The sequence below is a fragment of the Flammeovirga agarivorans genome (genome assembly GCF_012641475.1).
GTDB lineage: Bacteria > Bacteroidota > Bacteroidia > Cytophagales > Flammeovirgaceae > Flammeovirga > Flammeovirga agarivorans.
Genome location: NZ_JABAIL010000004.1, coordinates 1 through 15,916, shown reverse-complemented (window position 1 = coordinate 15,916; position 15,916 = coordinate 1). Strand labels below are relative to the sequence as shown.

Annotated in this window: 7 protein-coding genes; 1 reads left to right on the top strand and 6 read right to left on the bottom strand. The window is 34.1% G+C overall.

All coding sequences use genetic code 11. The features are described 5' to 3' along the window. Nucleotides 1-38 precede the first annotated feature (38 nt). The 6 genes from HGP29_RS13075 to HGP29_RS13050 all read right to left on the bottom strand — a co-directional run bounded on the left by HGP29_RS13075 (nucleotide 39) and on the right by HGP29_RS13050 (nucleotide 8,743). Nucleotides 39-1,433 (bottom strand): TolC family protein, encoded by a 1,395-nt coding sequence (locus HGP29_RS13075; RefSeq protein ID WP_168882874.1) that lies wholly within the window; start codon nucleotides 1,431-1,433, stop codon nucleotides 39-41. After that, a complete protein-coding gene (locus tag HGP29_RS13070) occupies nucleotides 1,420-4,584 on the bottom strand; it encodes an efflux RND transporter permease subunit (RefSeq protein ID WP_168882873.1) in 3,165 nt (1,054 codons plus the stop codon). Before HGP29_RS13070 ends, HGP29_RS13075 begins: the two co-directional genes overlap by 14 nt. 7 nt (nucleotides 4,585-4,591) lie before the next feature. Continuing rightward, on the bottom strand, nucleotides 4,592-5,698 hold the full coding sequence (locus HGP29_RS13065; RefSeq protein ID WP_168882872.1) for an efflux RND transporter periplasmic adaptor subunit: 1,107 nt from the start codon (nucleotides 5,696-5,698) through the stop codon (nucleotides 4,592-4,594). Between the two features lie 132 nt (nucleotides 5,699-5,830). Beyond that, nucleotides 5,831-6,922 carry an ArsO family NAD(P)H-dependent flavin-containing monooxygenase gene (locus HGP29_RS13060; protein WP_168882871.1) on the bottom strand — a complete coding sequence of 364 codons (1,092 nt, stop codon included), beginning with the start codon at nucleotides 6,920-6,922 and terminating at the stop codon, nucleotides 5,831-5,833. A gap of 131 nt (nucleotides 6,923-7,053) precedes the next feature. Then, nucleotides 7,054-8,022, bottom strand: a complete 969-nt coding sequence (locus HGP29_RS13055) for a bifunctional metallophosphatase/5'-nucleotidase (RefSeq protein WP_235958299.1) — start codon at nucleotides 8,020-8,022, stop codon at nucleotides 7,054-7,056. Continuing rightward, nucleotides 7,994-8,743 carry a 5'-nucleotidase C-terminal domain-containing protein gene (locus tag HGP29_RS13050; protein ID WP_168882870.1) on the bottom strand — a complete coding sequence of 250 codons (750 nt, stop codon included), beginning with the start codon at nucleotides 8,741-8,743 and terminating at the stop codon, nucleotides 7,994-7,996. The genes HGP29_RS13055 and HGP29_RS13050 overlap by 29 nt, the downstream gene beginning before the upstream one ends. Nucleotides 8,744-9,044: 301 nt before the next feature. On the opposite strand from HGP29_RS13050, the gene HGP29_RS13045 reads away from it, so the two are divergent. Continuing rightward, a partial coding sequence (locus HGP29_RS13045) for a hypothetical protein (RefSeq protein ID WP_211093288.1) occupies nucleotides 9,045-15,916 on the top strand: 6,872 nt, incomplete at its 3' end.

The following is a 15,916-nucleotide window of genomic DNA, read 5'->3' as shown; positions in this document are numbered from 1 at the left end:
TCCAAGGATGATTGATTTTATTGTGATTTCTTGAAAAATTAATTCCAACCACCACCTAATGCATTATATAGTTTTATATACTCTGTGATCTTAATTAACTCATTATCGACAAGTACTAGTTCTGCCTGTAATAGGTTTTGCCTCGCTGTAATTACCTCCAGATAATTTGCAGATCCTGACGATAATAAATCTTGTGAGTAATCAACAGCAAAGCGGTAAGCATCGCACACTTCTAATTGGTTCTCAATTATTAAGTTTTGCTTATTGATGACTAATACAGAATTAGAAACTTCTTGACCAGCAAATAATATCTGTTGCTGAAAGTTTAAAAGTGCCTTTCTTTCTTCAGCTTGAGTGATCTCATAATCTGTTTTGATCTGTCTTTTATTCCAGATGGGTTGTGTCATTTGTCCTAAAATATTGAACATAAATGACTGAGGATTAAACCAATCCTGTATTTCAACACTTTGTAAACCGCCATTTAGAGATATAGACACAGAAGGATAAAAATTAGATTTTGAAATATTTACCCTCTCAAAAGCAGATATTAAATTGTATTCTGCTGCTTTTACATCTGGTCGGTTTTCTAATAATTGTAGTGGTACCCCCACATCCAGTTTAAAATCAAATCGATCATGAAAAGTAGTATCTCTTTGTACTTCCTGACCTGGAATACCCATGAGGAAAGAGATAACATTTTCAGAAAGTTGTGCTTGTTTTTCGGCTTCTACTAATAGCAATTTAGAATTGGCTAATAAGGCTTCCGATTGTTTCACTGCGACCAAAGTCAATTCACCAGAACCATACAGTGCTTTCGTTGTCTCTAAACTTTCTTCTCTTGAAGTAATCGTTTTCAGTAAGATCTCTTTTTGCTTGTCAAAGCCAATTAATCTATAATAATTAAAAGCAATTTGACTAACTAAGTTTGAAATCACCGCTTTCTTTACTTCTTGTTGCTGAAGGTAATTATTCTTCGACAATTCTGTTGTCGCTTTCAACTTACCCCAAATATCAGCTTCCCAAGTAATGTTTGCCGTTACATCATAATTCCATTGATCTGGGAAAACACTACCAAATGCTGAGTTTGGAGAGTTTTTCTGATACGATGCTCCAAGATTACCATTTATGGTCGGCATTTGAGCCATTTTTCCTTGCTTAAATAATGATTCTGCAATTTTTACATTTTCTAAAGCAATTCGAACATCAAAATTATTTGTAATGCCTTGCTGAATATAATTTCTCAACAAAGAATCCTGGAAATATTCTGACCATGCAATATTTGCAAAATTCGCGACAGTATCTACTTCATCTTGAATTCGGTACAATTGATCATTATCAATTTCTACAGTTCTTGTATAATCTTTTCGAATTAGACAAGATGTTGTAAGTGATCCTATCAAGACACTTACAAACAATATTTTAATTAGACGCATTTTCTAAATCTTTATCTGCTGTTGGTGTTTCAATAGACTTTTTACCTAATCCGAAGAAATGTTCTTGAATAGATTGGAAAATCATAAATAATACTGGAATAAAAACTAAACCCAATACAGTACCTACAAATAAACCTGCTACTGCACCTGTACCAATTGACCTGTTACCTGCTGCTCCAACTCCAGATGCTAAAACTAGAGGCATTAACCCTAAGATAAAGGCAAATGATGTCATTAAAATTGGACGAATACGTTCTCTTGCCCCTTCAATTGCTGAATCATAAATACTTAATCCTTCATGTCTTCGCTGTAAGGCAAACTCGATAATCAGAATGGCATTTTTGGCAAGTAATCCCACCAACATAATCATGGCTACCTGGAAGTAAATATTGTTTTCTAAGCCCGCCATATATGTAAATCCATATGCTCCCACGATACCAAAAGGCAATGAGAATAATACAGCGAAAGGCAAGATATAACTCTCATATTGTGCAGCTAAGAACAAATAGGTAAACAAAATACTTAGCATAAAAATATAGAAAGATTGTCCTGATGAATTAATCTCTTCTCTTGTTAAACCAGAAAAGGCAATTTCATAATTCAATGGTAATTCTTCTTCAGCTATTCTTTTTATGGCTTCAATGGCTTCTCCAGATGAATGTCCGGGAGCAAGGCCACCTGAGATAGATACAGCATTATATAAGTTGAATCGTTTTATTGACTGAGGACCATAAGTTCTATTAAGTTTGACAAACTCTGACACTTGAACCATGGTACCATTTGAATTTCTAACAAAAATATTATCCAAGCTAGATTCATCTTTTCTATCACTTGGTTTTGCCTGCATATTTACTCTTAACTGTTTACCAAATCGAGTAAAGTCTGCTACATAATAACCACCAATAAAACCTTGTAAGGACCTAAAAATATCCCCAACATTAACACCTGATTCTTTAGCCTTGGCTACGTTAATGTCCATTTCTAATTGAGGTACATTGACATTAAATGAGTTGGAAGCAAAACCTACTGATTCATCCTGCATAATAGCATTAGTGAAATTTTTAGCTACCTCATCCAATCCTTTTAACGAACCAGAGGCTTTATCTAAAATTTGGAATTCGAAACCATCTGCACTACCAAAACCTGGGATACTTGGAGGTACAAAGAATATTACTTGTGCAGAGTTGATATGTGCAGTTCTCTTTTTCAATTCCGCCATAATACCATCAAGACTAGTTTCCGGTGTCGTTCTTTCATCATATCCTTTCAAGAGTACAAAACCTAAAGCATAAGAACTACCAGCACCAGAAAAGAAGTTGGAACCAGATCTCATGGAAGCAGAATGCACTCCAGGAATATCTTTTATGTTTCCGAGGATTTCTTCTGAAACAGAAAAAGTTCTATCCATTGATGAACCGATTGGCAACTCAATATTCACAAACACTACTCCTCTATCTTCTTTAGGAACAAACCCTGATGGAGTCACTAAATTAAAATAGTAAGCACCACCAACTGAAAACATTAAGGCTACAAAAGTCAACCATTTGTAACGTAGAAATACCTGTAATGTCCTTGTATACTTTCTTACCCCAATATCAAATGCCAAATTGAAGGCATCATAGAATTTATCTATCAAAGATTTCTTTTGATGTTCATGCCCTCCTTTTAAGAAGATCACACATAAAGCAGGTGAAAGTGTAAGTGCATTGACGGCTGATATCAAAATAGCTATGATCAACGTTACTCCAAATTGCTCATAGAATACACCAGAAGGGCCATTCACAAAAGTAATTGGAATAAATACCGCTGCCATTACTAAGGTGATTGAGATAATAGCTCCTCCAATTTCACTCATCGCTTTACTTGTCGCTTTGTAAGCATCCGTCATTCCTCCGTCCATTTTAGCATGTACAGCCTCAACAACAACAATAGCATCATCTACCACAATACCAATGGCTAAAACCATGGCAAACAAAGTCAATAGGTTAACGGAATATCCAAATAGACCTAAAAAGAAGAAAGTACCGATGATCGCTACAGGTACTGCAATAGCTGGAATTAATGTAGACTTAAAATCTTGTAAGAAGATTAATACTACCAGGAATACCAGAATAAAAGCCTCAAATAATGTATGTTGAACTTTTTCCATAGATGCCGTTAAAAAGCGGTTAGTATCGTAGTTAATCACATACTTTACACCATCAGGAAAATTCTTTTCTAATCTTTGTAATTCTTTATGTAGGTTTTCAATTACCTCTTGAGCATTTGAGCCTGGTGTTTGGAAAATACCAAAACTAACACTTGGATAGCCTAAAGTTATACTTTTGGTATCATAAGAAAAGGCATCTAGTTCTATATCTGCTACGTCTTTCAGTCGTAAGAATTTACCATTTCCTTCTGAACGGATAATAATATCTTCATACTCCTTTTTATTCTTATACCTACCTTTGTATTTGATCACATATTCAAAAGGTTCACCCGCATTTTGACCTAATGCACCAGCCGCAGCCTCTAAACTTTGTTCTTTAACTGCATCCTGTATATCGGTAGTCGTCAACTTATAGTTGGCCATTTTTGCTGGGTCCAACCAAATCCTCATTGAGTAATCTCTTGCCCCAAATACATTCACTGAAGCCACACCCTTTACCCTTTGTAATTCTGGTTTTAATTGAATGTTAAGGTAATTGGATACAAAAGTCTCATCATAATCTTTATTTTCTGAATAAACAGCAGCATAAAGAAGAGCTGAATTTTGTTGCTTTTGGGTAATCACACCTGAACGAATCACTTCGGCAGGAAGTTTTGCATTCGCTCTTGCCACTCTGTTTTGAACGTTTACAGCAGCAACATCAGGATCAATTCCTTGCTCGAAGAAGACAGTAATAGAAGCATCTCCGTTATTACTCGCTGAAGAAGTCATGTAGGTCATTCCTTCCACTCCATTAATTTGCTCTTCGATAGGCACAACAACACTCTCTAATATTGTTTCTGCACTCGCTCCAGGATAGGTTGCTGACACAGAAACTGTTGGAGGTGCTATATCAGGATATTGAGAAACAGGTAGGTTCATATAGCCTAGAATACCCAATAAAGTAATCACAACAGAGATCACTGTGGATAAAACAGGTCTATCTATAAATTTTTGTAACATGATTGGTTTATCTGAATTGTGTAGAATAGGTATTAAGCACATCCTCTACAGATGTAGCATCAGCAATAATTTTTTGACCGGACCTAACAATGTTCACACCTTCTGCTAGAATTTGATCTCCTTTCTTTATTCCACCTTCTACAACTAGTAATTTCCCCGTTTTTATAGAGCTTTCTATCTTCTTTGTATATAAAGAATCTGTCTCAGAAACTCTATAGACTAACGTTTGTCCTTGTTGTTCGAATGTTGATTGGAATGGAATAACCAATGCATCTTCCATTTCATTTTTAAGAATCACTCTCCCTGAAGACCCATCTCTTAATATACCTTCAGGGTTAGGGAATTTTGCTCTAAATGACACTGATCCCGTATTTTGATCTATTGAACCAGAAATAGTTACGATTTTACCTTGATGTGTATAATCACTGCCATCTGCTAACTGAAGTGTCACTGCTTCCATATTTTGAATACGATCTTCCATTGTATTCCCTTTGACATTCTTAGTGAAAGCTAGAAAATCCTTCTCATTCATAGAGAAATAAGCAAATACATTCTTAATGTCTGAAACTTCCGTTAAAGATGGCGTACTCGGTCCAACCAGAGTACCTTGTCTAAAATTAATTGACCCTACAACTCCATTTACAGGGCTTGTAATTGTTGCGTAACCGATCTGTGCGTATATAGTGTTAAGGTTACTTTTAGTTTGTGCCAATTTAGCTTCTGCAGTTTTCAGTTGAATTTCACTGATCACTTTCTTCTCCACCAAAGGCTTTAACCTTTCCACTTCAACTTGTGCCGCATCTACCTGTGCTTTAGCAGTTTGCGCTTCTTCACTTAATGAAGCAGTTTCAATATGAAAGAGTTTTTGTCCCTTTTTAACTTCCTGACCTTCATCTACATATACAGCATCAATGTAGCCACTTATTTTTGCTCGCACTTCACTACTTACTTCTCCTCTAATGCTTGTAGGATAGGATTTTGTATAAGATATGTCACGTTGTTCTACAGCTACCACTTTATATTTTTTGGGAGCTTTAGTTTGCATCTTTTGTTCTTTTTTACCGCATGAGAAGAAGATCATTAAAGGCAAAATGAACTTGATAAATTGATTCATTAAAGTTAGGTTAAAAATAAAATTAGTGAGTTTAGTCGTTCACACAAATGTCAGATGAAATTTCGAATTATTTATGTTTGCTAGTTCTTATTTAATAATTTTTAATATAAATCAAGACTTATACGATATTATCTAAGGTTTAATATCCAAAATCGGTACAAAATCCTCAAAATCCATTAGATATTGTATGACCTCTTCAGCTGTTTTCTCGGCTGTTTTTCCTACACCATGTATTGTTGCTGAGGCAAATCCAGTCCAATTACCATAACCAACGGCCCATAGTCCTTCTTTTTGCAACACTCTTGTACCCTCTGTTTCTATTTTATGGTTTTGAACGATATCTAAAGAGTTCAGAAAAGAGAAATTGGGTTTAAACCCTGTACACCATATCACCGCATCAAACACTTGATGCTCGTTGTTTTCATGCCAAATAACACCGTCCTCAACGAAAGAAAAATTTGACTTTCTTGCCGTTAAGTCACCTCTCTTTTTTGCTTCTTTTACACTTTCCAACATCACAATATCACTAAGAATACGGTCTTTATGATCTTGAAAATGTTCATTTTTATCTTGTTCAGTTTGAGAAGCCGAATCAAATAAATACCTACCATCAACTTCATCAGGAAGAAACCTTGGTGGAATACGAGTAGCCCATTGAACATCATGGGTTCTAGACACCTCAGAAACGATTTGAGCACCACTATTACCTCCACCAATAATTAGGATTTTATTTCCTTTTAATTGATCAGGATTTCGATAATAATAGGAATGTAATAATTGCCCTTTAAAGTCTCTCATTCCTTCATATTTTGGAATGTAGGGAGTACTTGTTGCACCGGTACAAGAAATAACAACTTTTGTCTCTATTTCCCCTTTTGTAGTCTCTACAGTATAATATTTACAGTTTTCTTTGACACTTTGAACCGTGACAGGTCTTTCGATTGGAAAGCCATAACGTTGCTCATATTTATCAAGGTAATCTATAAATTCCTCTCTTGAAGGATATTTTATTTCTTTCGGTGGTGGTAACATCCAGCCAGATAATGATGAATAAATTCCAGGTGAAAAAAGTTGTAAAGAATCCCAACCTTTTGACCATGACCCTCCAGCCTTTTCATTTTCATCTAAGATCAAAAAGTTAATCTTATATCTATGTAAAAAGTATGCTACGGATAACCCTGTCTGACCTCCACCTATAATGACGACATCATATTTTCGATCCATCTTTCTGTGAGTTATGTTTAATAAAGAATCAGAAGACTAGGTAACTACTGATATTAAAAAAATCTAGAAAATTTGTTGTAACTGATTGCAATATAGTTAAAAATATATAATAAAGGAGTATTAAAATAGTCCTATTTAATTGCGTATAATTGGAAATGATCAGAACTATAAGCAAGTGGTTTATTATCGTTAAAATAAAAATCCAGTCTACCTACTTTAATACCTGCATAACCTACCTGTGTTACTAATACATCTTTATCTTCAGCATTCTTCATTACAGTAGGTTCATCCAAGAAGGTATGAGAGTGCCCACCAATGATAACATCAATGTACTTAGTCTTCTTAGCTAACTGATGATCATCTTCGTCACCTTTGTTAAATGCTGTATAACCTAAATGAGATAAACATATTACTAAATCACAATTTTCTTCAAACTTCAAAAGTTTACTAAATTGTTGTGCTGCATCTATTCCACTACTATATTTTGTTTCTTGATAGCAAGATTTTGACACCAATCCATCTAGTTTTATTCCTATACCAAATACTCCTATTTTAATCCCATCTTTATGAAAAATCTTATACGGTTTAGTTTTTCCATCCATAGAAGTATTTGAGAAATCATAGTTAGTTATTAACATGTCAAAATCAGCATGAGGCATCACATTTGACAACCCATCTACTTTATTATCGAAGTCATGATTCCCGATTGTCGCTGCATCATACCCCATTTTAGACATACTTTTCATTTCAATTTCACCTTTGAAAAAATTGAAATAAGGAGTACCCTGAAATATATCTCCAGCATCTAGTAAAAGTACATTTTCTTGTTCAGCTCTTACCTGATCAATAAATTGCTTTCTTTTTGCCACCCCTGCCATATTAGGGTAGTGTTTGTGAGAAGATGGAAATGGATCAATCTGACTATGTGTATCGTTGGTATGTAAGATGGTGATTTGCTTTAATTTATTGGTAGCAAATAAAGTTGAAGGCACCAAAAAACCTAATGTTCCTAATGCAGTACCTTTAGATAAAAGCTTCACAAATTCTCTTCTCGACTGGTTCATATCCTTCTTATTTGACATCGTATAATCTTTTCCCATGATTCACCTTAACTTCTTTTACATCTACACAGTAATCAATAATTGCATCGCGAAGAAGAATATCTGTCATTGATGAGTTTTTTGATTTTTTGAAAAACGCCATATTATCTCCTCCTTCAAAAAGATAGTCTGTCGTTAGAACAGCATATTGCTTATTAGGATCTACTTTTTCACCGCCAACTAAAGGTTCATAAGGCTTCCCTTCTTTTATTCCTAATTGTATGCCTGAAACCGGTGCTTTATATTCAGCAACATACTCAAATAAATCTTCCAGGTCACTCCCTTTTAAACGAGCAATAACCAACTGATTATCAAAGGGCATTAATTTAAAAGCATGACGTTTCGAGATATCTCCTTTAAAAATTGAGGCTCTAAAACCACCATTATTCATAATACATAAATCTATTGTATTACCCGTCTCTTTTTCAACAACATATACACTGAGATCACATACAAAATTGCCTAATTTATTATTGGGATAATCAATAGTTAAATCTTCATTGACTCTTGCTATCACTTGATCCATCTGAGCATCCAATTCTTTTTTATATGGAAGGATAAAATTGGTCATGCTCGTATCCGCTTGAATTTGCTCATTCATCGCATTACTTACAAAGTCTATTTTCGAAAGATCATCTTTAGATTTTTTACAGCTGACACTACTAAATAATAACAGCACTAGGTAAAAAGTAAACGTCTTAATTTTAACGTATCTTATCATTTAAAATATCAAGTTAATTTATCGGTGCAATATGGCAAACTGTACCGCAACAGTCAATTTATTTCACCTGATTACAGAAATAGTACAATTAAAACATTTAATAATTTATTGATAATCAAGAGTTATATTTTTGTCATTTTTATAAAAAAAGTACATCAAGAACACTATTTGATAAAGAATTTGATATAAAAAATATGATAGTAGAAAGATTAGAAGTAATTTCGTAACTTATATTTAATAATATTCGTTAACACGATAAACTAAGTTTTTTAATTTCACTCAACAAAATCTAATGACTAACATGACGAAACTATACATTAAGTCATTTGCTGTTTTTCTTTCTACTTTATCTTTCTTTCTAATTTCATCAGCTGTCTTTTCACAAAATATTGAAGAAACACACGTAATTGAAGAAGGTAACGGAACGGGTAATACTTTCGGTTCACATATTACAATATCCCCAGATGGTAAATCGATTATTACTCATGGTGATGACGGCACAACAAACTTTTATGATTACGATAATAATGAAGTACAACTAGTACATACTGAACAATCGGAATATAAAAAGCGAACTATTAACGTTGATGGTGAAAACCATGTATTTTATCTATTACCATATAATGGATACATAGAAAATGATGGAGCTTTTCCCAGAGGCGATTACAAAACATCTGCAGATGATAACCACAAAATTTGGGTAAGTCCGCAATCTGAGGGGACTCATTATTTCTACATTCACGTATACAACTTCAACATGGGCAGTCCATTATCAGATGGATTTGAAGTTGTTGAAATTGATCAAAAATTAGGAGCTTCTGATATTTCAATATTTAGCGAAGGTTACTTTGGTTATTTCCCTACCATAAGTGTTGGCGCTGAAGAAGACGATAATAATGTAAAAGGTCAAAAAGTGATCTTTAAATCAGATTGGGAACTTTATATCAGCGACCCTCAATATGATGGTTATACTGGTCGAGTTATCAAATATGAAATTGAAGGAGGATTCTGGAAATACAGAGAAGCTAAATCTTTATATGATGCGGGTATCGATTATGGGAATGCTTTCGGTTCTCATTTCGAGCTTACAAGAAATAGCTCAGATGGTGTTGCATTTTTCGTTCATGGCAATGGTGAAGTTTCAATTACTGATTTTAATAATCCAACATCAAAAGGGATTACAAAAAACATTAGTTCATATGGTAATCTAACTGGTACTTACTCTTCTTTCGAAAATGTAAATTTAAGTATTCAATTTACTGAGATCCTTAAATTTGAAAATGCAGGAAAGGAACATCTTGAGTTCTTCAAGTTAGATCAGGTCGATAAAGTTGATGAAGGTATCAGAATCAACTCTACTGATTATGATAAGATATATGATGTATTTGTTTATAGTGATAAAATAATTGTTGCTGGTTTAAGAGGTAGTGACGAAGTTATTGAAGAATACATTCCCGGTACTTTCTTCGATTCATTTACTCTAGCGAACTCTATTAAGATTGGTACTGGTTCTGTAGCCTCTTCTCAACTTCATATTATGGAAGATGATGAGAGTTTTTCAGTTTTCTCTAGAACGGAACAAGAAATCAGAGTTTTCGATAAAAGCGACATTACTGCTACAGCTACAAAACTTAGTTTTAAAGATGTAACTTCTTGGACAGGCTTTGGTAGCGGCATGGGAATGATATATAACAATGTTATTGTTGGTGATAACTATCAAAACAACTTCTCAATTCAGGCCATTCCTTATGTCACAGTAGATGATGGTAATTGGTGGGAAAGTAAGGCTTGGTCAGGTGGGAAATCTCCAGATAGTCAAGATAAAAATGCTCATGTATATATAGACCACAACCTTAGCTTAAATTATAATGAGTCATATCATTCAATGACTGTCAATTCCATTGGTCACTTAACATTATTAAGTGCTGGAGAAGGGTCTTCTGCTGAGTTAACAGTACCCAATTTCAAAAATGATGGTACGATTACTATACAAAAATTCGGAGGTCTAATTTGTGAGAACATTCAAAATACTGGTATCATCACCTTTGCGGATGATTATTCTACTTTTGAATCTAAAAACTTAGTGAGTGACGGTACAGTTACTATTGGATCAGGTAATAATACCACCCTTGGAGGTAAAATCAATGGTGTTCTTAATACTTATAGTGATTTAAATATTGGATATAATTTTGAGGTAAATGGACTAATCAATTTTGGTACTGATGATGTCGGTATTGTAATGAGTCCTATTGATGCTGATATTACCTTCCAATCAAATAATACATATATTTCAACGTACGTTAAAGTCTTAAATAAGAATAGTAACTCATTCAAAGCAAGCATTAAAAATAACCTTTGGTTAAAAGACAAATTATTAATCAATTCAGACAATTTTGACTTTAAACAATTAAGCTTAAGAATTGGTAATAACAATACAGATGAAGCTTTAATAGATTCAAGAGTAAATATACCTATTGAAGTTAAAGCTCTTGAAGTTTCATATAAGACAACCCTATTAAATAAAGATGGTTCTGATGGAGATGAGTTTATCATCGAAGACAATATTAAATTGGATGGTGACTTGTACTTACAAGGCATAAACTTGGTGGTCCCATACAGAAACTCCAATACTGTATTTGATGGTGACGCAAACATCTATTATTCTTCTAGTTATGATGAATATGTACTTGTTGAGTTTAGAAATAGTGTAACTACACCCTTCTCTATTGATCTACCATTCTACTCTGAAGAAACTGACGATGGATCAACAGGAATCTATTACGATGCTTCATTAACTCTTAATGTTACTAAGCTTAATACTACATCAGGTCGCGTTGGCATACTGTTCTTTACTAATAAATTTGACTCTTATGACGATTTAATCTTTGAACAAGATGGAGAGTTTTATGGTCTTATGCCGGGTAAAAGCTGGTATATTGAGGGCGGTGAAGGTGTTTCATCTATTGCAGGTAGTATTACTACAGCAATAACTAATACATATGACTGGAATATTACGGAGGCCTCAGAGTTGGTTTTAGAGAAAGATGATAGTGGGACAAAAAACATTATTACTGCTACTGGAGATCTTTCAAATGTTGCTTTCGGTGCTTTCAACCCAGATGAACAAAGTGTACATAACGTACGTGTACTAACGACTTCAATTGGCGGTACATTTACAACGGTTGCTAATAATGCTTGGGAAACATACTTAACATGGGACAAAGATAGAACCCCTAGATATCCTCAAGACAATGCCATTGTTGAACATACTATAGACATGCGTCTACCTCCAGAAGACTTTATTATTAATTCATTAGTTATTGATAATACTGCTTCTGAAAATAGTGCTGAAGTGAATCTAGTTTCAACATCAGATGGAACAAATTACGCTTTGGAACCTTATTATTTCTTCACTCAAAACTTAAACCTCTATAGTGGTGGTGTTTTTGAATTGGACTATGTGAATCTTGAGGTTTTAAATGATATTACACTTGATGGTGTTATTGTAAACACTTTTGATAAAGCAAAAGTAGTTGATACCTCCGCTCCTCATTTTAGTTTCTATGGTGAAAAAATCTCTTCTACAGACCCAGATAATTCTCAGATTTTTATATCCAACTTTAATGTAGAAGATGGAGAAGCTACAAGAACAATTCAAATCGATGTACCTTTAACTGTCGATGAAGGTTTATTTCATGTTTATGGTAATAATGAAACAATAATTACCAATCAATTAAACCTTATTAATGGTGCAAGATTCACAAGAGGTCATGATTTCACTATTAATAATAGTGGCTCCACTGCCAATGATTATAATTTCACATTTCACACAGAAGAAAGTCATCACTTTAACAACCTAACATTAATTGATGTCAATTCTTTTACTTTTGAGTCTAATGCTGTTATTAGAAACTCTCTTGTTGCCTCACAAACACAAGCAATTTATATAGCTGGTGCTTCACAATTAGACGTACTCGGTGATGAGCTTGATGGATCATATATCCCAAATAGTACCCCATTTAAATTAGAGGTTCCTTTATTTGCAGGAGCTGATGGGGCTTACCCTTCTGATCTTAATATTGATATCGAGGACGATCAAGAAAGAGCTTATGTAATTGGTGGTAGAGTCGAGAATATTAATTCAATTGGAGATACATTATATGTTATTGACCCTAATTGGATGACTTATGATGACACTAACAATTCATCAGGTGCTATCAAGTTTTTATTAAATAGCCCTGAATTTAATGCGAATTTACAAGCTGATAGTGAGTATGGTGGAACCTATCCATTTACCTTACTAAATAGTGAAGATGACAGTTTAGTAATTACTTACAGTATCTATGATCCGTTTACATACAAAAACAGACACAAAGATATTGATGAAGAGATAGTTATTGAGTACAATGGAGGTGAAATCACAAACTTTGCATTGAAAGACACATTACTTAATGATGGTTATGAAGATATCAAATTCAACCTGATTAAAGTACCTCTAACAGCAATTACAGACTTAGATAACTCTACCCATTTCAACATCGAGATTGACGTAAGAATGCGTCATAAAAAATATACAGATGTAACAACGAATTGGTCTACTATTATATTTGAGTACGTTCCTGAAGGTTATTTAGATACTAATGATATTGATGCTGTAGCAGACTTATTTACTTCTCTTACATTTAGAGACGGTGATTTTGCTTCAAACTTTGGTGTATCTTGGACTCCTACAGACCTTTACACATGGGATGGTGAAATGGCAGCAATGCCAGGCTTAGAAAACTATATCGATTTTGACGAATATGGTTTTCTTACATATATCGACATATCGAATAAAAACGTTGAATCATGGAGTATCTCACACTTTGCCGGAGTCATTGAAGGCGGAGAAGGTGGGTTCCTAGAAGAGACTGGAGGCTTCAAAGGTGAGGTCCAAGTCAATGAAGGAGAATTAGAAATTCCGATTGGAGGTCCAGTCATCGGTTACTACAGTCATGTTACTATTAATGCTGATGGAAACTACCTCTACTTTGACCAGTTTGATGATTACTATGAAGGTACATCACCAACTATTCAATATACACCAGCTTCTCCATTTGAAGTGTATAATGAAACTTACACATTAGGAGATGATGATAAGTTCTCACTGAATGACAACTATCTATTTGGAGACACTTATGAGTGGTTAAAGAAAAACGAAGACTCTGGAGTATTCGAAGCAATTACTAATACGGATGAAAACCTTGGCATCACAGCTTTAGCTGACAACGGTACTTACCAAGCAAAACTTTACCCTCCTAATGAATGGGTATTTGATTTCCATTTAACTATTGAAATTAATATCAATGTTGAAAGAGGTCAAAAAGATAGAGATAACATGATTACTCTACTTGCTGAACTTGGACTAGGTAGCGATTATAATCCAGTTGATCCAATATGGGAATGGAATGACTCTATTAGAGTAGATGATTATGGATACGTTCGTAAGGTTAGTCTTGATGAAATGGACTTAACAGAAGCTCCAGCTTCATTAAGTAATTTCGCATATATCGATACATTATCATTGGAGAAGAACACCATTTCTTCATTAAATAATATCCCATCATTATCTGTCACTGAAGAATTAAATATCAACGATAACCAATTCTATTTTGATGATATTGATGACGTCAATAATAATGTAAACTTCACATTTGGTGCTGGTATTGACTTTGTTATTGGAAATCAAAATTATGCATCTGTAGAAGAAATTGAAGCAACAGTAAAAGGTGGTGAATCATATTCTGCCACTATTACACCTGCTCCTACTTACAGTAATCTTGTATACACTTGGGAACAGGACAATAGCTTCTTTAAAAATGATATTGAGTTTGACATTCCAATTATGGATAAAGTAGACGAAGGTAATTACATGTTATATGTATCATCTTCTGATATTCCTGATTTAAATATTAAAATCGCAGACATTGATATCACTTTTGCCCTTGGAGATCAAGATTCATCATATGTACATGATCTACTTACTGAACTTGGTATCACTTTCGAAGAAACTGATCCTTTCAGAAACTGGAACGACAATGGCATCATCACTAATATTGATGACCATGGATTAGTAACTAGTATTGACTTAAGCGGTTCAAGCTTAGACCATGTTCCTGATGCGTTAAGTAGTTTTGCTTCTCTGGATGAGTTATATATTAATGATAATAACATTTACTTTGATGAATTAGATGAACTATTAAGTTTACCAACAAGTGTCCTTGACTATGGAGAGCAAAATGTCACTCCTACTGTTATTAATGCTGTTGTAAAACATGGTGACAACTATACCTCATCAATCACCCAAGAATATAGTGATATCTCTTATGATTGGAAAAAAGGAATAACATCTGTATTCTCTACAAAAGATATTTCATTCTCTGATTTCCAACCTGGCGATGCTGGCACATATGATTTATCAGTTACATCGATGAGTCATAATGCAATAACATATGATCTATACCAAATCAACCTAACATATACTCTAGGTGATTATGATTCCGCTTACATCAGACAGTTTATTGTTGATTTAGGGAAAACAATCGATAACCCTTCTGATGGATTCAGAGACTGGACTGTAGATGGTGTGAGTTATACAGTAGACGCATATGGTGCTGTAACTACATTAAACATAAGTGGAAATGACCTTACTTCTATTCCGAGAAGTTTAGATAACTTAGGAAATCTTGAAACGTTAGATGTAACAAATAACCAGTTATATTTTGATGAATTGGATTATCTAAGCAGTATCGAACTAGTCAACTTTTATTATGGTAATCAGACCATTGATCCAGTTCAACAAGTAGATACAATTGTAAAAGGTGGCGAAGGATATACTTCTGCTTTATCTGCTGCTCCTACTTACTCTGATTTAACTTACGAATGGGTTTTTGACAATGCTGGTTATTCTAATGTTCTAGACCTTGATATCTCTAATATGACTAGAGAAGATGAAGGTAACTATCAGTTATTTATCTCTTCGTCTAATCATGATGGACTAGAAATTAAGTTTGCTGACATTAATATTACTTTCGCACTTGGTGATCAAGACTCAACAAAAGTCCATGATTTACTCACTGAACTTGGTATCACTTTTAATGAAGATGATCCGTTCAGAACATGGAATTCAGAAGG

Coding starts and splice junctions, on each gene's coding strand:
- HGP29_RS13065 (WP_168882872.1), bottom strand. CDS start 5,698: ATGAATCAATTTATCAAGTTCATTTTGCCTTTAATGATCTTCTTCTCA.
- HGP29_RS13055 (WP_235958299.1), bottom strand. CDS start 8,022: ATGGGAAAAGATTATACGATGTCAAATAAGAAGGATATGAACCAGTCG.
- HGP29_RS13075 (WP_168882874.1), bottom strand. CDS start 1,433: ATGCGTCTAATTAAAATATTGTTTGTAAGTGTCTTGATAGGATCACTT.
- HGP29_RS13050 (WP_168882870.1), bottom strand. CDS start 8,743: ATGATAAGATACGTTAAAATTAAGACGTTTACTTTTTACCTAGTGCTG.
- HGP29_RS13060 (WP_168882871.1), bottom strand. CDS start 6,922: ATGGATCGAAAATATGATGTCGTCATTATAGGTGGAGGTCAGACAGGG.
- HGP29_RS13070 (WP_168882873.1), bottom strand. CDS start 4,584: ATGTTACAAAAATTTATAGATAGACCTGTTTTATCCACAGTGATCTCT.